The organism is Chitinophaga sp. 30R24 (genome assembly GCF_049056765.1).
In the GTDB taxonomy this organism is placed as follows: domain Bacteria; phylum Bacteroidota; class Bacteroidia; order Chitinophagales; family Chitinophagaceae; genus Chitinophaga.
In genome coordinates this window covers 27,097-49,056 of the sequence record NZ_JBJGXX010000008.1, presented here as the reverse complement: position 1 = coordinate 49,056, position 21,960 = coordinate 27,097, and the positions used below count along the sequence as shown (strand labels likewise).

Sequence of the window (21,960 nt, the reverse complement as noted above, 5' to 3'; positions counted from 1 at the left end):
ATCATGGCATCTATATCTAACGTAAGTATTTCACGCCCGGTATTGGCCGGCGTTATGTCGGTACTGCTGCTGATACTGGGTATCACGGGATATTTCTTTCTCGGTACCAGGGAGTATCCGGTAGTGGATTCACCGATTGTTACCATTACTACTGTATATCCTGGCGCGAGCTCAGATGTGATTGCTTCGCAGGTGACTAAACCACTGGAAGAGGCGATTGCGGAGGCTAACGGTATACGTACAATTAAATCTGTTTCGAGAGAACAGGTGAGTACCATTTCAGTAGAATTTAACCTGAATACAGACCTGGAAGCTGCGGCCAACGATGTGCGCGACAAAGTGTCTAAATCCAGAATGCAATTGCCTACCGACATCGAACCCCCTATCGTGGAAAAAGCTGGTCCGGCAGAAGCACTGGTGTTCCTGGTGGTGCAAAGCAAAACCAAGAGCCTGGAAGATATTACGGATTTCGTTAACACTAATATTAAAGAAAGATTACAGTCTATCCCCGGCGTGCGCATGGTGAACATTTACGTAGGCCGTAAACGCTCAATGCGGTTGCGTATGGACCCGGTAAAGATGAGCGCCTACGGACTTACCCCCGCAGACGTGCAGCAGGCTTTGGTAAAAGAGAATGTGGAGCTGCCTAGTGGAAGGATTGAAGGCCAGCAAACGGAAGTGTCGCTGCGCACAAAGGGAAGACTGGTAACAGAAGATGATTTCAATAACATGATCATCAGTCAGAAGAATGGTGCGGTGGTGCGTTTTAAAGATATTGGGGCAGCTGTAATGTCGTCCCGGAACGAACGTACTTCTATGATCATTTATAAAGGCGACCGTGCTGATTATAGTGTAGCCGCTAACGTTAGCCCGCAAAGAGGTGCTAACTCCCTGGCTATTGTAGATGAATTTAACAAGCGCTTTGAAGAGATTAAAAGAACAGCGCCTAAAGAATATGAAATAACCTTGGGAAAAGACTTTACCGTACCGGTACGTAATTCCCTCTCTGAAGTAGAAGAGGCCCTGATACTGGCTTTTGCCCTGGTGTCTCTCATTATTTTTATTTTCCTCCGCGACTGGAGAAGTACGCTGATCCCGCTGGTAGCGATCCCGGTGTCTATTATTTCCGCTTTCTTCATCATGTATGTGGCGGGTTATTCCATCAACGTACTTACGCTCCTCGGATTGGTATTAGCCATTGGGCTGGTGGTAGATGATGCGATTGTTGTATTGGAGAATATATATACTAAGGTGGAAGAGGGCATGTCGCCAAAAGAGGCTGCTATCAAAGGCTCCAATGAGATCGTATTTGCGGTAATATCCACTACCATTACCCTGGCTACTGTGTTCCTGCCTATCTTATTCCTGGGTGGAGTAACCGGTAAATTGTTCAGGGAATTTGCTGTAGTGGTATCTGGTGCGGTAATGGTATCCGCCTTTGTGGCGCTCACCTTATCGCCTATGATGAGTGCTTACCTGCTGAAACCACATAGTGGGCATAATTGGTTGTACCGTAAAACAGAGCCGCTGTTTGTGGCCTTTAATAATGCTTATGAACGCTCCCTAAGGGCTTTCCTGAAAGTTCGCTGGATGTCGTTTGTGTTATTGCTGCTGTCTTTTAGTATCTCTTTCTGGTTGTTGTCTAAACTGCCATCAGAGTTGGCTCCCCTGGAAGACAGATCCAGTATAGGCGTGGCTGTTATTGCGCCGGAGGGTACTTCCTTTGAAAGTATGGAAGCTACGATGAAAGAAATTGGTCAATATATTAAAGATTCTGTACCGGATCATATGGGTGATGTAACCTATGCCGTTACCGCCGGCGCCGTAGGAGATCTGGAACAACCGGTCAACACCGGTTTCCACTGGATCTTCCTGAAAAATCCGGCCAACCGTAAGAGCGGGTTATCACAGGCACAGATATACGATAAACTGGTGGCCGCCTCCGGCAGGTTCCGGAATGTACTGTTCATTCCTATACAGTTCCCTACTATCAGTACGGGAGAGAATACACAACCTGTACAGTATGTCATCCAGGCCCCGGGACTGCAGGAGCTTACTAAAGTGATGCCGCAGTTAATGGCCGAAGTATATAAAAGCAAAAAACTGGTCTTCTCTGATCCTGACTTCAAGGTTAACCGCCCGGAAGTAGGTATCAGCATAGACCGCGACCGTGCTGCCCAATTGGGAATTTCTGCGGAAGAGATAGGCCGCACGCTTCAACTGGCCCTCAGTGGCCGGCGGTATGGGTACTTTATTTACAACGACCGTCAATATGAGGTGATTGGTCAACTCAACAGAAAAGACCGTTCAGCGCCAACCGATCTGCGCGCTCTTAACATCCGCACTCCTGCAGGAGAGATGGTTTCCCTGGACAATCTGGTACAATTGACAGACGCTATTAGTCCTTCCGCAATTTACCGTTACGACCAGGCCTATAGCGCTACCATATCCGCTACCCCTGCACCGGGCGTTAGTTTGGGAGAGGCTATCGAAGAAATGAACCACATTACGGCGAAAGTATTGCCTAAGGATTTCAGAACCAATCTGGCCGGCCAAAGCCGCGATTACGCAGAAGGTAGTTCCAGCTTAACTTACGCATTCCTGTTTGCGATTCTCCTCATATACCTGGTATTGGCAGCGCAATTCGAAAGCCTGAGGGACCCGTTCATCATTTTGCTCACTGTGCCAATGGCCCTGGCAGGCGCTTTACTGAGCCTATGGTTCACCGGCAGCACATTGAACGTCTTTAGTGAAATAGGTATCATCATGCTCATCGGCCTGATCACAAAAAATGGTATCCTCATTGTAGAATTTGCCAACCATGCGAAAAAAGACGGTCTGAGCTCCTTGGATGCTGCCCGTGTTAGTGCCGTGTCTAGGTTCAGACCTATTCTGATGACCACCCTGGCCATGATACTTGGTACCCTGCCTATCGCCCTTTCATTAGGAGCTTCTTCCGGTAGCCGGAAATCGCTTGGTATTGTGGTAGTAGGAGGGCTGGTATTCGCAGGGGTGCTTACCCTGTATGTGATCCCGGCGGTATACGCTTATTTCTCTTCGAAACGCAAAGCAGGTACAGCCCCTGTGAAAGTTATCGATTAAAACATTTTTTAGTAACAAGATCATGAAACAGTATAAATATTTCAGCAAACGCCTGCTTACCGGATTAATGATACTGGTAACGTTAAGTGCAGGCAACAGGGTAGCGGCGCAGGATGCCGCTACCCTGACCCTGGAGAAAGCGCTGGAAAAAGCGCTTAAAAATAACAACAGTTTACAGGTAGATGCCCTGGGTGTCGCCAAAGCACAAGCGCAAACAGCGCTCTCTAAAAGTGCCTTATTACCGGATATCCGTTTAAATTCCGGCATTTATCATTACTTCCAGCAACCGCTCTTCTTTGGCTTTGGAGACGCTGCCGCCGCTTCCAACAAGGTAGATTATGGCCGGTTTGGTGGAAAGGATCAGGCAGATGCTACCCTGCAGGTGAGCATGCCCATTTATAATCCGGTGGCCCGCACGGCTACTGCCCAGAGCAAACTGGAAGAAGGCCGCAGCCGCTGGCAGTATAAAATGAAATCGGCAGATGTGGCCGCTGCTGTACGCCAGGTATACTTACGTATACTGGTGCTGGAAAAAAGAGGCCAGTTACAGATAGAAACCATGGACAGGAATAAACGCGCCCTGATGGATGCTAAATATTTGTACGCACAAGGAAAGGTGCTATTGGTAGACACACTGCGCGCTTACACTACCTGGAAGAACCTGGAACCAGAGCTGCTGCGTATCAATAATGCTATTATGGTGAGTAAAGAACAGCTGAACATCCTGATGGGAGATGACGCCGCTGGTTCAATAACGTTGTCGGATACACTCCATTCGCCCGCTACTGCGCCTGATGCCGCTGAAAATAACCTTTACGAGCTGGCGATACAGCAAAGGCCCGAAATACGTTTGCTGACTTTAGAAAAGGAAATGAGCGCCAAAGAGGTAGAAAGCGCTCGGAATGCAAAATTGCCGGTAATCAGCGGATTCGGGCAATATCAGTTGCAAACGCAAACTAACGGATTCCGGTACAATAGTGCCTATTTCCCATCTACCGTGATGGCAGGGGTAAAGATGAGCATCCCAATTTATGCCGGTGGTGGGCACAATGCTGCTATCAAAAAGGCACAAATAGCCCAGCAACAGGCAGGCCTGCGTTTAGTGGACGCTACCAATCAATTGCACCAGCAGGTGAAGCAGATTATTGCTAATTTGCAGGAAACTTCCCATCGGATACAGATCCGTCAAACAGTGACCAGCACGGCGGAAAGCAGCTATAATATTACAAAGTACCGCTATCAGCGGGGAGCGGCTACCCGTTTGGAATTAGCCGATGCAGAACTGGCCCTTACCGTTGCCCGTGCAGATTACCTGGAAGCAATATTCGATTACGAAACCGCGAAGATTGACATGGACAGGCTCTTAGGCATCACTCAATAATCACTAAAGAAAATTTTTATGCAAATTTCAGATATCAATGGCACTGTTACCCTCCATAATGGGGTAGAGATGCCCTACTTCGGACTGGGCGTTTATAAAACAAATAATGGCAAAGAAGTAGTGGATGCGGTTACTTACGCCCTGGATGCCGGTTACCGGCATATAGATACTGCTGCTGCCTATTTTAATGAAGAGGGGGTAGGCACAGCGATCCGTCATCATCACGTTAGCCGGAAAGACCTCTTTATTACTTCCAAAGTATGGAACAGTGATCAAGGTTATGATACTACTATCGCTTCCTTTAATGAGTCATTAAAAAGGCTGGGCACTGATTACCTGGATCTCTTCCTCCAGCACTGGCCTGTAAAGGGTAAATACAAAGCAACTTGGCGCGCCATGGAAACCCTGTACAAAGCAGGAAGGGTACGGGCTATTGGAGTTTCCAACTTCCTGCAATTCCAGTTGGAAGACCTCATGAGCAGCGCTGAAATTATGCCAATGGTAGACCAGGTAGAATTTCATCCATTCCTTACCCAGCCGGATTTGCAGGAGTTCACCCGCCAGCATCATGTACAGTTTGAATCATGGTTTCCGTTAATGCATGGAGAAGCCATGAAGATACAACTGTTCCAAGAGCTGGCAGGTGTATATAATGTTACTATTCCGCAATTGTTAATCCGGTGGAACTTACAGAAAGGCGTAGTAGTAATTCCTAAAAGTATTCATAAAGACAGGATTATTTCCAATGCAGAGGTGTTTGATTTTAGTATCAGGGAAGAGGATATGCGCCTGCTTGATTCCCTGAACCGTAATTACCGCTTAGGCCCCGACCCCGATAATTTTAATTTCTAATAGATATCATAGCACTTTGCAATAAGGGTTACCTCCTTGTTGTAAAGTGCTATATTCGCTTACCCCAAGAGGTTTGGTTTTCCCGGCACGCTTTCAGATAACCCCTAAATACCCTAATTTAGCTGGATGAGTAACGATCTGTTATTATTAAAAGAAGCGATTCTCCGCTTTGCTCCTTTAACAGAAAATGAATGGCTAGATTTCTCTGTTGGGTTGGAATTGCGCCGTTGCCGTAAAGGAGATTTTCTGATAAGGGAAGGGGAGGTGGAGCATTATATTTATTTTCTGAATACCGGCGCCACCCGTGGATATTTTATTAAAGATGGAAAGGAATTTACAGTAGATTTTTTATTTGCGGGTGATTTTGTAACAGCGTATTATTCGCTGATAACAAGGCTGCCTGGCAACGTTTTTATTGAACTGCTGGAAGATGCACAGGTGGTGGCTATCCCTTTTAAATTCCTGAATGGTTTTTATGATAAATACCACCATATCGAAAGGGTAGGACGATTGATCGCTGAATACCAATACGTGAGAAGAATCCAAAAAGAAATGGACCTGTTATCGCGTACCGCGGAAGAAAGGTATGTTATGCTGATGCAACGGAATCCTGAACTGGTTCGCCAGATTTCTGTAAGGCACCTGTCTTCTTTCCTGGGTATACAACCCGAAAGTTTAAGCCGTATCCGGAAACTTTATCAGCGAAACTAACATAGGTCATTTTATAACTCCTGGGTATTATTGAATTTTGTATTGCTAAAGTATAATATAAAATATAATGAAACCTTTATTCCTCCTATTAGGCGTGTTTGCACTGTCTGCTACGGTTGCGGTGATTACTGCCGGCGATTGGTATCTTTCATTTTGCGGTAATCTGGCTATGTGCGCTATGTTGTGTTTTACTGCGCTGGGGCATGTGTTGTTTACTAAAGGTATGGTCTTAATGATTCCTCCGTTTATTCCAGGCAGGGTAGCCTTGGTATACATAACGGGGGTATTGGAAGTATTGCTGGGTGTGGCTTTGTTGTTGCCTGACACCCGGCTGATGGCAGGTTATGCGCTTATTGCTTTTTTTGTGGCAATATTGCCGGCTAACATATACGCCGCTACGAAATCTATCGACCTGGAAAAGGGTACCTATAATGGCCCGGGGTTGTCTTATTTATGGTTTAGAGTGCCACTCCAGCTATTTTTTATTGGCTGGGTATACTTTTTTGCTATAAAATGAAGGCGCCGGCCGACTGGCCCAAAATACAGATGTGTAGATTTTAATTATATTCGTCGTTTTCTTCGTCCTCCGCGCCGATAGCTTTTTCGGTATCGTCCAGTTCACTACCAGGCACGTCTAAACTGTCTACTTCTTTAGGCGGGTCATCGTTGGTGGTATCTACTTTTGCTCCACGCATCCGTAGCTCTTCTGTGTAAGTAGGATCGGTAGTGGATGCCTCTTCCAGCAATTCTTTTTCTTCATTGGATATGTCTGCATCGTCTTCTGTAATATCTTCGGGCATGTCTTCCTGAGGTACTTCCTTGGGCAGCTTGGGTTGACGGTCTTTTTTCGGGCGCTTTGCCGATTCTTTTGTCATAACTTTTTTGTTTTAAAAGCAAGCTGTAATTATCGTGCCATGCTATAAGCCTCCTATAGGTTGGTTATGCGGCCCGGTATTGAGGAACTGCTGCTACATCCCGGCATTGGGCGGGGAAGCCAGACAACAGTATATTGGATGAAGTGCTAAATATATTTATTTGAAAAGCAGGAGTGCCTCATCCAGAAAAGACGCCTGTTTTTCATTGATCAGGACTTTAGCGTCTTGGTAGGTAAACCAGCCTGCTTTATCTATTTCAGGGAAAGTTTTCATTTGTCCAGAATATGGCGGCCATTCCGTTTCAAAGGTATTGCTAACGATGGTGGTGGGATCCAGGGTTCCTTGTGCTGCCCAGCAATGTACCTGTTTGCCACCTTTTTGTATGATGGGGGATAGTGGCAGGAATGGTCCTTGTGGCACATGGCCGGTTTCTTCTTCAAATTCCCGGAGTGCGGCCGCCAGCGGCTCTTCCGAAGGCAGTAATTCTCCTTTAGGTACTGTCCACCAGCCAGCATTTTTATTCTTAAAGAAAGGCCCGCCCGGATGCGCCAGTAAAAAGGTAATTTCCGGGCCGGCCATATCTACCAATAATATACCTGCACTGATCTTCATAATCGGCGGAGATGATACTCCGTAATATGATTAACGGTTTTCCTGTATGGTTGTTTTACCGTTCCGCAGTTTGTTTTGTTGTAAGTAGTTGATCAATGCTACAGGATGATCGGTTTGCAAGCCCTGTACGCCTTTATCCAGGGCAGTATTCCAATCGGTTGGGCCTTCAGTAGGGTGTTGTACGTCTAGCCAGATAGCAACGCCTTGTTTCCTGGCTACTGCCAGCATGGCGCTGTCGGTGATGTTGTCCATTACAGCGATCTGCACGTTATCAAGAAAATAAGCCAACCGTTCTGGTGTAGTGATCTGTTCCGGCAGGCTGCACATGAGCGGTACTTCTGGCGCTATGGTTCTCCATGGTTTATATTGCTCTTTTTCATTAAGATATACAACTACTTGTTTTTCCATTCCGGCTGCTTTGATCTGCTGCCAGGTTGCTGCTACGTCTGCATCCTTAAAGTCCAGGTAAATATTTAGCTTTCCTTTGCAGGCATTGAGTACTTCAGCAAAGGTAGGTACCTGATAGGCACTGCCGTTTGCTCCCGTTAGTTTCAATTGCCGGAGTTCAGCCAGGGTCATATCTGCTACTTGTCCTTCGCCATTGGTAGTACGGGAAACGGAGGCATCGTGCATCAGCACCAATTGGCTGTCTTTGGTAGTACGGAGATCCAGTTCTGCATAATCTGCCCCGCAACGGATCGCTTCTTCTATGGCGGCTACCGTATTTTCAGGTACTTGTGTATGATTGCCCCGGTGCGCAATGATCACTAGCTTATTTTGGGTAACAGGTAAAGTAGCTATAGGTTGTTGAGCCATCGCTATAGTGGTTAGTAAAAGAACGGCAGGGAAAAGTAGTATTTTTTTCATGTGTTGGTTGGTAATAATTGTTTGGAAGATGGATTTACCATTGATGAATAAAAGTAAAAATACCTGTTGGATAATTTATACTGCCTGGCCGGTGTTACAGATAACATTTACTTAATATAGCCGTTGCTGGTAGTAGGGTAAAAGAGTTGCAATTCCAGATATTAATTTGTAGTTTAGCGCTATAAAGAACCTATGTAATGTTAGTTAACCATTCCCTATTGCTTACCCTCAATAACAATGATAAATTTGTAGCTTATGAAAGTTAAAAAGCAGAAAAAAGGTCCATTTACAATACTGGTAAATGAGACAGACAACATTTTATTGACTGTTACGATTGGTAATGCGCAGATTGGTGGGAATATAGTGTTGTTGGAAGATACACAGTTGTTTAAAGGAGAAGTGAAAAATGGTAATTTGGGTATAGGTGGAGACCTGGTAGGGAAAAAGCTTACGGTAACTACCAACGTGCTGGATGTAAACCCGGATAGTAACAAAGTAAGCATCACTCATTTTTTCTATAACGGTCAGCCTCCGGTATTTAGTTACCCTGCTGTTGGAGAAGAGATGGAAGTAGACAACGATGGAGATATATATTCTTTAACTGCTACCTATGTATTCAACAAAAAATAAGTAATGAAAAAAGTTCTTGCAGTGTTCTTTGTGCTGATGCTTTTTCGTTTGGCCACAATGGCCCAGGTGAATGAGATCAGCATAAAGGATTTAAGTGTGCCTACTTCACCGGGATTGGTGCTGTTAGACAAGGCCCCTGCTTCTATTGAAAAACCTACCAGTCCCAAAACATTTGGTATCAGTGTATTGCGGTTACTACAGGAGAATGAAGGCGCTATGGAGTTCACTCCCTATTGGTTTTGGAATCATCCCGGTCTCACCTTTAGCGACTATATTAAAAACATATCTCCGGTTCTTCAAACATTGAATCTTTCTGTGGCTGCTGCTCAGCGCGACACTAGCACCTATCTGTCGGTGGGTTTCAGAACGCAGGTGCTCCGTCGTTACGATGCTGCCCAGCTGGCAAAGATAGATCAGAAAGTGAAGGAGATTACAGCAGCATTATCTGATGATCCCGATAGCCTGGACTTAACCAAACTGGAGAAGTTGAAAGGCGATTTATCCGCTATCCGTGCGGCGCCCCTCATTAATATTGAAGTGGCAGGTGCTATTGCGGGTTATTCGCCGGATAATAAATTTTCGCATCTTGGTAACAACCGTTATGGAGCCTGGGCTAATTTTAATTATCATCCAAAAGATGGATCGCCTTTTAATGCGCTGGGTGTGGTGAGGTTTACCCGGGCTATAGCGCCTGCCGGTAAGGCCTCCGGGCAAGATTCTTCGTTTATAGATTATGGTGTAGCGGCAGCTTATAACAATAATAAGTTCGATTTGCAATTAGAGTATGTAAGAAGAAATGACGTATTGAACCACGGTACTTACAACCGGTTGGCCTTTGTAGGGAATTACCTGTTCACGGATAATCTGGTGATAGTAGCATCCTTTGGAAAAGACTTTGCCGCAGAGAATAACATTATTGCATTGTTCGGGATTAAATTCGGCATCTCTAATGAAAAGCTAAAAGTTATAAAAGAGGGGATGTAGCTGTGAAAGATACATCCCCGTTGTTATCATAAGCAAGGTTTTCTCTTTATTTTCCTCCTCCTCTGGAAGGCCTGGTATTCCCGGATGGTCTTCCTCCGCCATTGCCATGTGGCCTTCCGCCTCCGGATGGTAGCCGCTGTTGTGTGGGCCTGTTGAAGTTTTGATCTCTGATAACACCCCTATCACGTTGCTGCTGCATCCTGTTCATATTTTGCTGTTGCCGTGGAGGAGTAGGCGTCCAGTTATTATGCTGCCGTTGCTGCCAAGACCCCTGGTTTCGTCTGTAAATATTGCCATCGCCATCAGAATAAATATTATTCTGTTGTCCTCGCGATGGCCTGGCGGCTGGTCTGGTTTGTTGTCCTGGTGACGGCTGGTTATTATCTCCATTGTTCGGCGGATTATTAACAGCAGGAGGGTTCCCTCTGTCAGGGCGGTTATCTCCGCGGTTAGGAGGATAAGGCCGGTTATTATTTCCTCTGTCAGGGCGGTTATCTCCGCGGTTAGGAGGATAAGGCCGGTTATTATTTCCTCTGTCAGGGCGGTTATCTCCGCGGTTAGGAGGATAAGGCCGGTTATTATCCCCTCTGTTAGGGCGGTTATCTCCGCGATTAGGAGGATAAGGGCTATTATTGTTACCCCTGTTAGGGCGGTTCATACCCGGAGGCAACCGGTTAGGACGGTTCTGTGTCTGGATATTTTGCCGGTCGCGGTACAGGTTATTGGGGTTCCTGATTGGGCGAATATTTCCTGTGGGGCGGTTGATGTTAATATTAGGCCGAGGCCTGCCTGGCCTGCCATAATGAGGTCTGGGGCGGCCATAATAGCCGCCATTGAAGCCCCATGGACGGTAAGGAGGTCGGTATAACGGTGGGCCAAACCAGCCGCCGTAATAACCTCCTGTGAAAAAAGAAAAGTTCATCCAGCCGAAATTGAAACTCCAGCCAAAGCCCAGGTTCCATCCCGACCATGGATTATAGGTAACACCAAAGCCCCAGGTAAGTGGCCTTGGAAAGAAATAACGCCCATACCAGGGGCGGTAGTGCCAGCCCGTGCCCCATACGACGGTAGGTCCGTAAATAAAGCAGTTGGTATATCCGGGTGTATAGCCGGTATAGATATAATCTGGCGTTACATCGTAAATGTACACGTACTTAGTATTATAGGCATCGGAAGTAGGTGGTATCCTTTCAACGTCAGCGGGCCGTTCTGTGCTGATCTGCCAAGGTCCGGTAGGGCTATTGCTAACATACCAGACGCCATTGTCTACCGCGTAAAAGAGATTACCTGATTTGAGCACCGTAAGGTTACTGTTTTGGGCTGCAGCCAGCTCGGTGTTTTCAATGTTGGTAAATTGTGGCGCGCCATCATAGGTAACATTGGTAGTAGCTCCATTCCTGGCTACTTTGGCGGTTTGCGGAATCTCCGCATCAGCTACGGCTTCTTCGGCAGCAGGAGTGCCTGCTACGTTGGCTAGCACCCCATCTTTTTCAGAACCATCGGGTATTTTTGCGAAATCCGGAGGAAGCTGGTCGCTGGGCACAAATGTCCAGGGGCCTTGTAATGAGGCTGCACTATACCACCTGCCGGCCAATAGTATATATGTTTTTTGGGTATTAATATCCTTAAAAATATCTTCCAGGGAATTATCCGCGTATAGCAAAGAAGTGCCCTGCAGGTTTTTATAGGTAGCCGGACCATCGGTCTGGATCAGCTCTGCCGGCTGTGTTCTCACTATTATCTGTAGTGGCACTGGGTTATTGAGTTGTTGCTCCTGGTCTGAGTCTTGTTTTTCTTTTTCTTTCATCTCCTGATCAATCGCCCGGATAGGCGCCGGCAGGTTCTTTACAGTGTTGTAACCCGCAGTGATGCTCCGCGAGGCATACCAGAACGTGCCTCCATAGAGGTAATATAGGTTATCCGTCGGGTTTTTTACGATTAGATTGGGCGTATTTACAACCCGGTCCATATTAAGATCGTTATCCTTTTCTACCCGTGGGCTACCGTCTATTACTACCAACATGGAAGGTTGGGTTTGGTAAATGATTTCCGGAGGGGTATTATTCAGGTTATCGTCGTGTATTTGTTGTTCTGCTTTGATAGAAGTGAGTAATTGATCAAGCGACATTACCAAGTTCCACTTGGGAACTTCTGTTTCCAGTAACTGGGATACCTGTGTGAGACGGGTGTTATCGGTAATGTCGGGGATTTTGATGCGGGTTACGTCAAGTGTTTCCAGTGTTGCAGTGCGTGTAGTTTTATCTGTGTTAAGGAGGGCATCTGCCCACACCACGCCGAAGATGGGCTCACTTTTGGCTGTTTGCCTTATAGATACTGCCGCCCTCAACGACAACTTATTACCCGCGAGATTTTCGGACTGAGGTTGGTAGATGGTTACTTTACCTCCGCCAGAAAGCGGGATTTCCTTGGGCCAGGTGGTTTCTTGCGCCTGAGCTGTAGCGAACATACAGCAACAGAGTAGAAGTCGGAAAAAGTGCTGTAACATGATGATCAGATTGGTGATGCCGGGCTAACGGCTAAATTCCTGATGCTAATTTGTTTGTGTAGGGTGGTCATCAGTCGGCTGGCTGCTAACTGCGCCCCGTTAGTTAATTAAAACGTTTAGGTAAGGCAATTGTTTAGAGATGTGGGCTGGTACAGGTTTCCTGTTCTCCGTAGTGTGAAATGACCAGGTTAGGTATGCTCCTAAAGAAAGCGACTCCCTGTTACAGGAGCCGCTGGTCTCAACATTGGATCGGCTAAACTATCTTGCGTATTGCTGTTTGTTGCTTATTTAGCGTTTGAACCACCATCAATGATATCGCATTATTGAATCAGAGAGCAGCACAGTTTCACTAATTGCTGTGACGGACTCGTTTATACATATAAAGATACCACTTTAGTGTTGGGTTGCCAGAAGGTATAGCAGATGTTTAACGTTTTGATAAGATATATAGATTTTGGGCTATTATTGGATAAAACAGGATATCCGTTAACGTTAGTATGTTAGGATGCTGCCTGGGCAAAACTGGTAGGCATGCTGGTTTTACCCAGGAAATAGTTTGAGCGAAAAGGGATCAATTACCGTATAACGGTTACCATTATACGGTAATTGCCTTTAATGGGCCTGTTACAGCCAGGCTACCATGAAACAAGCGGAAGTATTTAAATTTCATCTTCTGCATATAGCTGCTGAAATGATTTCTGCCTGCCTTAAATACCTTCCGGTGCGCCCACCACACCACGGCCGCTGTCAGGAAATAGAACACCGTATACATGCCCACGGCAATGATCCGCATCGCCCGGCTTTTTTCCTGTAGCAGCACCTGTAGCCGCTCCGACTGAAACCGGATATGCCAGGCTTCATCAATGAGAATGTCGGTACAGATCTGTTGCAATAACGGGCAATTAGTGGCCTCTTTTAGTGATTGGTAGAATAACTGGGCAGTGCTTTCCACCACAAGCACCGTGATGGTCCACATTTCCATGCTAGTATTAAAATATCTTGTTTTCCGGAACAAGATATCTCCCCAGTTTTTCGTGATCCTTTTTTCCCCGATGATGTCCAGGTATCGTCCCAGGTTGTTGCCATGCTTCTGCTCTTCTTTGATAAACAAGCGGATGGCGGGCACATAGTCTGGGGCTTTCTGCCGGGCAGCATACATTGTTGCCACCCGGATAAGATGGATGCCGTCGGAGGTTTCTGCCAGCTGCCAGGCTTGCAGGGAATTTAATATCGTATTTTTTTCCGCTGTTGTCAGTACTGGCGCTGTTAACCAGTTGATTCTTTCTATACCCGCATTTTGGGTGAAATGGGTTAACCATTTTTTACTGCTACACATAATAAGGGATTTATTGGGTTAAAAATCTTTACTGTGGCTTTTTTTGCTGCATGTTAAATGATTCGAAAAGTACTTTGTATTGCAAAGTAAATGTAAATTTTTTTATGAGAGAAATAATTTATTTAAATATTAACCTTTTCTTTACAGAACGATTTACGGGGAAACTGCTATGCCAAAACATATTATTATGCCAACAGTAGGGGTTTTATACCCGGGATTCGTCCTGTAATAAAAGACATCGGATAACAGACAGACATTGGATAAGTATCATTCACCTATGACAACAACACATTTAAGCCAAGCTATTTTTTATTTGTTCGGGACCATTATTATTTTAAGTTGCCTGGAATCGTACTTTAGCTATAAACACGACAAAAAACATTATGATACAAAAGATACGCTGACCACCATCTACCTGATGAGCGTAAATTTTTTAGTGAATGTGGTCATGAAATCAGGTACCTTCTTATTGTTGGATTATTGTTATCAGCATTACCGCCTGTTGGAAATTTCCAATATTTACCTGTACTGGACGGTGCTGGTGTTATTACAAGATTTTCTGTATTGGTTGCTTCATACTACAGGGCATTATATACGGGTGTTCTGGGCGGTACATGTAACACACCATTCTTCAGAACAATTTAATCTTACTACTGGTTTCCGCTCCAGTGTATTTGAGCCCATGTACCGCTTATTCTTTTTTGTACCGCTCAGCCTACTGGGATTCAGCGCCATTGATATCTTGTTTGCCTACTACGTTACCCAAATCTATGGTAACCTGGTGCATACGCAAACCATTGGTAAGCTGCATCCTATTATCGAATATATCTTTGTAACGCCTTCCCATCACCGGGTGCATCATGCCAGTAATCACCGGTACCTCGATAAGAACATGGGCATGCTCCTGATCCTCTGGGACCGCATGTTTGGCACTTTTCAGGAAGAATTGCCGGAAGATGAGATACGTTACGGCCTTACCAAAGAATTAGAAAACCGGGGTCCCGTGAACATTATCTTCCATGAGTTTTTTGCTTTAGCAGCGGACATGAAAAGGGCAGATACTTTGACGGATAAGTTGAAATACCTTTTCTGTCCGCCAGGATGGAGTCATGAAGGTAATTCACAAACTACCAAAGATTTACAGCGTCAATTGGAGGAAGAAGAGCAGAAAACCGCCTATCTGGAAGCCTGATAAAGGCGTGTCCGGCTAGGGAGTCCGTAAAGCCAAAAACGAATTTACCGGCTGTGAAGTGTGGCTTGCCGGCTTCACTTCGCAGCCGGCAGCGTTTCTTTAGGTGGTAGTTTCATCGCTTTTACGATCCATGGCAAAGAAATACCTTGCCCGATCAAGGTAAATAATACTACCACTACCGAGAGAAAGATAATATCATTCCGTTCAGGAAACGGGCTTTTGTCTGCTAAAATAAGCGGTAAGCCTAAGGCCATGGCCAGGGATACTATGCCGCGCATACCAGACCAGCCGATGATCAGGCTGTTCTTGAAATCCAGCAGGGCGTTTTCTGTTACCCGCCCGTCGCCTTTTTTGAAGGCTTTTTCCAGATTCAGCTGTTGCAGGAAAATACGGCCCATACGTAATACCAGCGCTACTACAGTGATCAAGAAACCATACCCGATATACGGCCATATGAGATGGCTGCTAATGCTTTTGATGATGTAAGGAAACTCTAGTCCGATGAGGATAAAAATGAGCCCATTCAGTAGAAAAATAATAATATCCCAGATGGCTTTGGACTGCTGTTTTAGTTTTTCAGGAAATACTTTGCCGCTAAACCTGGCGATCAGCACACCGAGGATTACCACGGCGATTACGCCTGATACGTGCAATGTTTCTGCCAGCAAGTAGGTTACGAAAGGCATTAACAGCATAAAGCTGATGGTCACCAACTCGTTTTTATGCACGCGTTTCAGGATCACCCCCAGTAATTTACTCATCACAAGTCCCGTTAGCGCCCCGCCAACCATCAATACGATAAATTCTAAAGAGGCTCTCCATAACACGAAGGTGGCCCCGGTAACCGCTGCTATAGCGAAATGGAAAGTAACCAGTGCTGAAGCGTCGTTGATCAGGCTTTCACCTTCCAAGATGGTGGTGGTTTTGTGTGAAAGGCCTAGCCCTTTGGTGATACTCATTGCTGCTACCGCATCGGTGGCCGATAAGATAGCTCCCAATACAAAAGCAAGAGACCAGGTCATACCAGGAATAACATACCGTGCTACCACCGCTATGCCGGCTGCTGTCAGGAATACCAGACCTATGGCTAAGGTGCCAATAGTGTTGAAGTTATTCCGGAACTCGGTGGGGGATATATTAAAAGCGGCATCGTATAGTAAAGGAGGCAGGAACAGCAAGAACACCACTTCGGGATTCAGGCCAATATCGGGCAAGGTAGGAACAAAGCCAATGGCAATGCCTGCCGTAATCAGCAACACAGGGTAAGGTAGCCTGATCCTATCTGCTAGGGCAGACAGCACGATCATAATAGCTAATATAAAAATGACAATGCTGTAATTTTCCATAGTGCTGGTTCATTATTTGATCACAAATATATAGACAGCAACAGAAAAAAATGCTGCCGGCACTTTATTTTTAGGGAACTATAGTATATCGCTTCATCATGATGAAGATGACTGCATTTGATCCGTAGACCGTTGTTCCGCTTCCCTCCATTTCATAAACATCATTTGCCGGGCAAATTCCCAGTATAGTTGATCCTCCAGCATTTGCGGGAGCAATTGCTTCCTTGCGGTTTCCTGTTGCGGGTTTTGTTTTAACTGTTCATACTTGTCCAATTTTTCTTTCAGTTCGTTTTCCAGCGATTTTAATACAAGCGGGAAATCCTCCAATGAGGTCTGGAGTATCATTTTCCCTTTAGATGTTTCCCGGAGCGCTTTTATCCGCTCTGGCGTTAATCCAGGTAAGGAGGCGGCAGGTTTGTTGACAGGTATGGGTTTATATGGCATGTACAACACTTTTTAAGAGTGAGCCAGCGGGGCTTATTATTATTAGAGTATTGTTTTTCTTCCTGGTTACAAAAAAACCGGAAAAGTTTGTAACTTTTTCCTAAACATTATCCCAATACCTATTACTTTTTACTATGAATGAAATTATCCTTAGCGAAAACAACACCGACAATGAACTTATCCACAAAGTGCTGGCGGGCGATACCCGGCAGTATGAGCAATTGATGCGCCGGTATAATGCCAGCTTGTTCCGCATTGGCATGGCCATGCTGAACAACGATGCAGATGTAGAGGATGCGATGCAAACCACTTACATCAATGCTTATAAGCACCTCGGCAGCTTCCGGCAAGAATCGGCTTTTGGCACCTGGCTTAAGCGGATCATGATCAACGAATGCAGCCTGCAATTGAAGCACCGGAGTAAGGTCAGGGCTGGGGATATTGCCTTAACAGATGAACCGGATACCGAATTGAAAGCATCTCCTGAGGCAAAAGTGATCGATAAGGAATTAGGAGCGGTCTTGGAACAGGCTTTATTGCAGGTACCCGAGAAGTACCGCGTGGTATTTGTGATGCGGGAAATGGAGCAATTAAGTAATGCTGAAACGGCTGCGGTCTTGAATATTTCTCCGGTAAACGTAAAGGTGCGGTTGCTCCGGGCCAAAATAGTGCTAAGGGGTAAAATTGCCGCTTATTATAATAATGACCTGGTATTCCCATTCCACCTGATCCGTTGCGACCGCGTGGTGAACAAGGTATTGCTGGCGCTGGATATACAATGAGCCATTACTTAAATTATATTGTGATAGAAGGATTGGCGGGAAACGGTGAGAGGTAGGGCCGACTTAACGGGAAACCCTATACGAAGCGTTGGATAGGGTCCAGATGTTGGCGGTGTAGCGGAGTTCAGTGCCTACGCCCAAGGAAAATATGTTATTATAATAAAGGGGCCTTGCGTAGTAACACCGCGGGGCTCTTTTGTTATAGATCGGTATTTTTCTTCGCCACTGTAGTGGCTTTATATTTTAAGTCTGTTAACGCTAACCCTAAAATTTCCTGAGGCGATACATTGAACAAATTTGCCAGGATGATGATCTCTTCCACTTTAAATAATGAGGGTTGATAAATTTTTCGGTGCAAGGTAGCATAATGAAAACCTGCATCTGCTTTTACTACGGTAACGGGAATAATCTGGAAAGCAGCTTGCAAACTGGTTAGGTTACCGGTTTGTATCAGCTGTTTTACAGCTTCATATCTAACGTCTTTTTTAGATTTTGACATAATTATTTTTATAGTATGAATGTAATTATTGTATCATTATTCTAATGTTTAAAATTATATAATAGTATAATTTATATGAGAAAACGATTTATTCTATAATAAAACTGACTTAGTAGTAGCTATATTTGCATCGTTATTTATTTTTCAAAACCATAAAAATCCTATTCCATTGTGCCTATGTTTTTACCTTATGTGCTGAGGCGAGCTTTGCATCATATAACAATCGTTGTTTATAAAAAAACATTCGGATGAGTGAAGCCAAAGACGATAGGCAGTTAGAAGATCAGCAGGATGATCAGCTGCACCAGGAACAAACAGATAGTAAGTTCCACAACTTATTGTACGCACATACTATCTTTAGTAAAACTTCAGTAGAGTTCAGACGAAAGGTTTGTGAAGAGTGTAGTTGGAGCACGCCTACTTTTTACAGGAAGTTAAAAGCGTTGTACGAAGAGAAGCCGGGTGGAACGCTCAGCAATGCGGAAGTGGAAATGATTCAAGGGATAGCGCGGCAGGTAATAGAGAACCTGCGGCGGGTATTGGATCGAGTTAAAAGTAACTATTAATCTAAGACAGGACAGGAGTGGGGAACATATAAAATATGCCTGCCACCTGTGTGGTAGCAGGCGTATTTATTAAAAGATTGAGTGGGATCAGACAGGATGCAGTGCTTTTTCGCCGATGACAGCGGTACTGAAACATTCTTCACCGGCATGTGCCGGTGGGCAATATTCCCCGGACGGAAACCAGCTTTTAATATTGGGTCTATTGTATTGCTTTCAGCAGCATGGCAGTAGTAGCTACCAATTGTTCCTCCACTTCTTCGTCTTAGATCAAGTTCTGCATAGCAGCGGCATTGCGTTTCCGCTATTGCTCAACTGGTTTTCCGATAATTATAGATGGCCCAACTGTTTAGTACTACAGCAAATAGCACCAGGTATCCGAACTCGTTCTTTACGTCCGAAAAACTGCTGCCTTTTATTACTACCATCCGCATTACCCGGATAAAGTGGGTAACCGGTGTAAAATCGGCAATGCCCTTTGCCCAGGGAGGCATACTTTCTACGGCGGTGAACAGGCCACTCATCAACATAAAAATCATCATAAAAAAGAAGGCAACAAACATCGCCTGTAACTGGTTGTCGGTATAGGTAGATACTAACAGTCCAAATCCTAATAATGCAATCAGGTATACGGCGGCAAACAGGTATAAGGTGCCAAAGCTGCCTACCGGCCAAATGCCATATATTACGCGGGCTACAGTAAGTCCCAGCGTAAATACGATCATCCCCACTACCCAGAAAGGAATTAATTTACCTAATATAAATTCCCACTTTCTGATGGGCGTAACGTTGATTTGTTCTATTGTACCGACTTCTTTTTCTCTTACAATATTAAGGGCCGACATAAAGCCGCCGATCAGTGTTAGCAGTAGCACCATAACTGCCGGCACGGTATATAGCTTGTATTCTGCCAGGGGGTTGAACCAGTTAGACCAGGTGAGGGTTACCATATTGTTTTTAGTGCCAGTAGTTTGATTCACCGGCAGCCCGCTTGTATAGTCGCTAATCACCGATTGAAGGTAACTACCGCCAATTGCGGCTTTGGTACCATTGATGGCATCTACAGACACGCCTACTTTCTGGGAGCCTTCCCGGATCAGGTTCCGTTCAAACCCAGGTGGCACCTCCAGTACCAGGTCGGCCTGGCCTTTCTCTATATAAGATAAAGCACGGCGGTAAGAAGCTTCCGTCCCCACAATCCGGAAATAACCGGAAGCCGCAATTTTGTTGATCATCTGACGGGAATAAGAACTATGGTCGTTATCTACTACCGCCAGGTTCACATTCTTTACATCAAAGTTCATCGCCAGCGGTAAGATGATCAGTTGAACAGTAGGGACAACGAACATCATGGCAAGAATGATCTTGTCCCGGAATATCTGTTTAAATTCTTTTTGCAGGATATATTTCAGCACTTTCATGATAACCGGGTTTTAAAGTTTTTCAGGGCAACCCCCAGCAATATGATCGTCATCCCCAGTAATACCAGCGTTTCTTTCCAGACATAGCTAAAGCCAAGCCCTTTCAACATCACGGCTTTAATGATAAGGAAATACCAACGGGAAGGTATCAGGTTGGATATGAATTGGAATGGCAGGGGCATATTTTCCAGCGGAAATATAAATCCCGTAAAAATGATCGTAGGGATCATCATGCCCATCATAGAGAGCAGCAAGGCGGTTTGCTGAGAGTTGGTTACATTGGAGATCATCAGTCCGAGTGACAGGCAGGTAATAATAAACAGTGTGCTTTCCAGGAAAAGCAGTAGGATATTGCCACGGATCTCAACGTCCAGTACATACACAGAGAGGATCAGGATGAGGATAAAGTCGGCTATCGACAAGATTAGGTAAGGCACAGCCTTAGCAATGAGTACCATCAGGGGCTTAAACGGGGATACCAACAAGATTTCCATGGTACCCAGTTCTTTTTCCCGTACTACCGATACAGAAGTAAGGGCGGTACACACAATCATTAGGATAAGGGTGATCACACCGGGAATGAAGTTGAGGGAGCCGTTGTCTTCTTCATTATACAGCATTCGTGCTTCTGGCACAATGGTATAAGGAAATGGCTGACCGGCGTTTATTTCCTGTTGCCAGGCCGTTACAATGGCGGTGAGGTAGTTCACTACTGTTTTGGCCGTATTGGGGTCGGAGCCATCTGTGAGTATTTGTAATTGGGCTTTGCCACCATGTTGCAGGTCGTCCCCAAAATGTGCCGGGAACACCAGTGCGCAGCGGATGGTACCTTTCTTGAAAGCTTTCTCCAGATCGTTATAATCTACGGAGCTGTCATCTACTATAAAATAGGAAGAGGACTTTATTTTATTGATCAGTTGTTGTGAGCTTACATCCCGGGAGTTATCAATTACTTTCAGGGTAATGTTTTTTACTTCGCTGGTGAGGGCAAAGCCAAACAGGATGATCTGTACTATTGGTAAACCAAACATGATCAATAACGTGCGCCTGTCGCGGAACACGTGATAAAACTCTTTCTTGATAAATGCGAGGAATTGTTTCATACAATTATTTTAATCGCCAGACCTTTTGGCACTGCGGGCCAGCCGGTAAAATACTTCATCCATGGTATCGCCCCCAAACTGCGCTTTTAAATTAGCGGGAGAGTCGAGAGCTTCTACTTTGCCGTCTACCATAATAGTGACGCGGTTACAGTATTCCGCTTCGTCCATGTAGTGGGTGGTAACGAAAATAGTGATGCCGGAAGCGGCAGCTTCATAGATCATATCCCAGAACTGCCGCCGTGTAACTGGATCTACGCCGCCGGTAGGTTCATCGAGGAACACGATTTTGGGTTGGTGGAAGATGGCTACTGAAAAAGCAAGTTTTTGCTTCCAGCCCAGCGGTAATGCGCCTACCATTTTTTTTGCTTCCGCGGTAAGGCCCAGGGTTTGAAGTAAGTTATCGCTACGTTGGCGGATGGTAGCTTCCGGTACGCCATATACGCCGCCAAAGAAACGGATGTTTTCCTGTACAGTAAGATTTTCATACAAGGAAAATTTCTGGCTCATATAGCCGATGTTCCGTTTAATGGCTTCCTGTTGGTGGTATACATTAAATCCTGCTACGCTGGCTTCCCCGGAAGTAGGATAAGATAGCCCGCAGAGTATACGCATGGCCGTAGTTTTGCCAGCCCCGTTGGCGCCGAGGAAACCAAATATCTCTCCTTTTTTTACATCAAAGGAGATTTTATTGACGGCATAGAAATCTCCGAATCGCTTAGTGAGATCTTTACATACAATCACTTTCTCGTCCATA

The 21,960-nt window shown here is 45.3% G+C and carries 21 protein-coding genes; 10 read left to right on the top strand and 11 right to left on the bottom strand.

What is annotated here, in order from left to right; all coding sequences use genetic code 11:
- The first annotated feature begins 3 nt into the window (after nucleotides 1–3).
- From ACDQ55_RS16125 to ACDQ55_RS16105, 5 genes are all read left to right on the top strand, one after another.
- Nucleotides 4–3,102: an efflux RND transporter permease subunit gene (locus tag ACDQ55_RS16125; protein WP_420982482.1), complete on the top strand. Its 3,099-nt coding sequence runs from the start codon at nucleotides 4–6 to the stop codon at nucleotides 3,100–3,102.
- 22 nt (nucleotides 3,103–3,124) lie between these two features.
- Nucleotides 3,125–4,483 (top strand): TolC family protein, encoded by a 1,359-nt coding sequence (locus ACDQ55_RS16120; protein WP_420982481.1) that lies wholly within the window; start codon nucleotides 3,125–3,127, stop codon nucleotides 4,481–4,483.
- Nucleotides 4,484–4,501: 18 nt separating this feature from the next.
- Nucleotides 4,502–5,335 carry an aldo/keto reductase gene (locus ACDQ55_RS16115; RefSeq protein WP_420982480.1) on the top strand — a complete coding sequence of 278 codons (834 nt, stop codon included), beginning with the start codon at nucleotides 4,502–4,504 and terminating at the stop codon, nucleotides 5,333–5,335.
- 126 nt (nucleotides 5,336–5,461) lie between these two features.
- Nucleotides 5,462–6,046 (top strand): Crp/Fnr family transcriptional regulator, encoded by a 585-nt coding sequence (locus ACDQ55_RS16110; RefSeq protein ID WP_420982479.1) that lies wholly within the window; start codon nucleotides 5,462–5,464, stop codon nucleotides 6,044–6,046.
- 67 nt (nucleotides 6,047–6,113) lie between these two features.
- The gene (locus ACDQ55_RS16105) at nucleotides 6,114–6,563 is read left to right on the top strand and encodes a hypothetical protein (protein WP_420982478.1); all 450 of its coding nucleotides are present in this window, start codon (nucleotides 6,114–6,116) and stop codon (nucleotides 6,561–6,563) included.
- Between the two features lie 40 nt (nucleotides 6,564–6,603).
- Here ACDQ55_RS16105 and ACDQ55_RS16100 read toward each other — a convergent pair whose 3' ends face one another.
- From ACDQ55_RS16100 to ACDQ55_RS16090, 3 genes are all read right to left on the bottom strand, one after another.
- Entirely contained in the window at nucleotides 6,604–6,921 is a 318-nt protein-coding gene (locus tag ACDQ55_RS16100; protein WP_420982477.1) for a hypothetical protein, read from the bottom strand.
- 156 nt (nucleotides 6,922–7,077) lie between these two features.
- Nucleotides 7,078–7,533 carry an NUDIX domain-containing protein gene (locus tag ACDQ55_RS16095; protein ID WP_420982476.1) on the bottom strand — a complete coding sequence of 152 codons (456 nt, stop codon included), beginning with the start codon at nucleotides 7,531–7,533 and terminating at the stop codon, nucleotides 7,078–7,080.
- Between the two features lie 30 nt (nucleotides 7,534–7,563).
- Nucleotides 7,564–8,400, bottom strand: a complete 837-nt coding sequence (locus tag ACDQ55_RS16090) for a glycerophosphodiester phosphodiesterase family protein (protein WP_420982475.1) — start codon at nucleotides 8,398–8,400, stop codon at nucleotides 7,564–7,566.
- A gap of 255 nt (nucleotides 8,401–8,655) precedes the next feature.
- Between ACDQ55_RS16090 and ACDQ55_RS16085 the strand changes: the two genes are divergently transcribed.
- Together ACDQ55_RS16085 and ACDQ55_RS16080 are read left to right on the top strand one after the other, a co-directional pair.
- Nucleotides 8,656–9,030, top strand: coding sequence for a hypothetical protein (locus ACDQ55_RS16085; protein WP_420982474.1), 375 nt, complete (start codon nucleotides 8,656–8,658; stop codon nucleotides 9,028–9,030).
- A gap of 3 nt (nucleotides 9,031–9,033) precedes the next feature.
- Nucleotides 9,034–10,014 (top strand): hypothetical protein, encoded by a 981-nt coding sequence (locus ACDQ55_RS16080; protein ID WP_420982473.1) that lies wholly within the window; start codon nucleotides 9,034–9,036, stop codon nucleotides 10,012–10,014.
- A gap of 46 nt (nucleotides 10,015–10,060) precedes the next feature.
- On the opposite strand, the gene ACDQ55_RS16075 is transcribed toward ACDQ55_RS16080, so the two are convergent.
- Both ACDQ55_RS16075 and ACDQ55_RS16070 read right to left on the bottom strand, forming a co-directional pair.
- Nucleotides 10,061–12,481, bottom strand: a complete 2,421-nt coding sequence (locus ACDQ55_RS16075) for a hypothetical protein (protein WP_420982472.1) — start codon at nucleotides 12,479–12,481, stop codon at nucleotides 10,061–10,063.
- A gap of 634 nt (nucleotides 12,482–13,115) precedes the next feature.
- Nucleotides 13,116–13,856 carry a ferritin-like domain-containing protein gene (locus tag ACDQ55_RS16070; protein ID WP_420982471.1) on the bottom strand — a complete coding sequence of 247 codons (741 nt, stop codon included), beginning with the start codon at nucleotides 13,854–13,856 and terminating at the stop codon, nucleotides 13,116–13,118.
- 277 nt (nucleotides 13,857–14,133) lie between these two features.
- Between ACDQ55_RS16070 and ACDQ55_RS16065 the strand changes: the two genes are divergently transcribed.
- Nucleotides 14,134–15,048: a sterol desaturase family protein gene (locus ACDQ55_RS16065; RefSeq protein ID WP_420982470.1), complete on the top strand. Its 915-nt coding sequence runs from the start codon at nucleotides 14,134–14,136 to the stop codon at nucleotides 15,046–15,048.
- Nucleotides 15,049–15,122: 74 nt separating this feature from the next.
- On the opposite strand, the gene ACDQ55_RS16060 is transcribed toward ACDQ55_RS16065, so the two are convergent.
- Both ACDQ55_RS16060 and ACDQ55_RS16055 read right to left on the bottom strand, forming a co-directional pair.
- On the bottom strand, nucleotides 15,123–16,394 hold the full coding sequence (locus ACDQ55_RS16060; protein WP_420982469.1) for a Na+/H+ antiporter: 1,272 nt from the start codon (nucleotides 16,392–16,394) through the stop codon (nucleotides 15,123–15,125).
- Between the two features lie 96 nt (nucleotides 16,395–16,490).
- Nucleotides 16,491–16,838: a hypothetical protein gene (locus ACDQ55_RS16055; protein WP_420982468.1), complete on the bottom strand. Its 348-nt coding sequence runs from the start codon at nucleotides 16,836–16,838 to the stop codon at nucleotides 16,491–16,493.
- 134 nt (nucleotides 16,839–16,972) lie between these two features.
- Here ACDQ55_RS16055 and ACDQ55_RS16050 point away from each other — a divergent pair, with 134 nt between their 5' ends.
- Entirely contained in the window at nucleotides 16,973–17,620 is a 648-nt protein-coding gene (locus ACDQ55_RS16050) for a sigma-70 family RNA polymerase sigma factor (RefSeq protein ID WP_420982467.1), read from the top strand.
- Nucleotides 17,621–17,819: 199 nt separating this feature from the next.
- On the opposite strand, the gene ACDQ55_RS16045 is transcribed toward ACDQ55_RS16050, so the two are convergent.
- Nucleotides 17,820–18,119, bottom strand: a complete 300-nt coding sequence (locus ACDQ55_RS16045) for a hypothetical protein (protein ID WP_420982466.1) — start codon at nucleotides 18,117–18,119, stop codon at nucleotides 17,820–17,822.
- 248 nt (nucleotides 18,120–18,367) lie between these two features.
- Between ACDQ55_RS16045 and ACDQ55_RS16040 the strand changes: the two genes are divergently transcribed.
- Nucleotides 18,368–18,685, top strand: coding sequence for a hypothetical protein (locus ACDQ55_RS16040; protein ID WP_420982465.1), 318 nt, complete (start codon nucleotides 18,368–18,370; stop codon nucleotides 18,683–18,685).
- A gap of 308 nt (nucleotides 18,686–18,993) precedes the next feature.
- Here the strand turns inward: ACDQ55_RS16040 and ACDQ55_RS16035 are convergent, their stop codons facing one another.
- From ACDQ55_RS16035 to ACDQ55_RS16025, 3 genes are read right to left on the bottom strand one after another with little or no spacing between them, the layout of a single operon-like run.
- Complete coding sequence (locus tag ACDQ55_RS16035; protein WP_420982464.1) at nucleotides 18,994–20,103, bottom strand: ABC transporter permease; 1,110 nt, start codon at nucleotides 20,101–20,103, stop codon at nucleotides 18,994–18,996.
- Nucleotides 20,100–21,206, bottom strand: coding sequence for an ABC transporter permease (locus tag ACDQ55_RS16030; RefSeq protein WP_420982463.1), 1,107 nt, complete (start codon nucleotides 21,204–21,206; stop codon nucleotides 20,100–20,102). Before ACDQ55_RS16030 ends, ACDQ55_RS16035 begins: the two co-directional genes overlap by 4 nt.
- A gap of 9 nt (nucleotides 21,207–21,215) precedes the next feature.
- A complete protein-coding gene (locus ACDQ55_RS16025) occupies nucleotides 21,216–21,959 on the bottom strand; it encodes an ABC transporter ATP-binding protein (protein ID WP_420982462.1) in 744 nt (247 codons plus the stop codon).
- Between the last annotated feature and the right edge of the window lies 1 nt (nucleotide 21,960).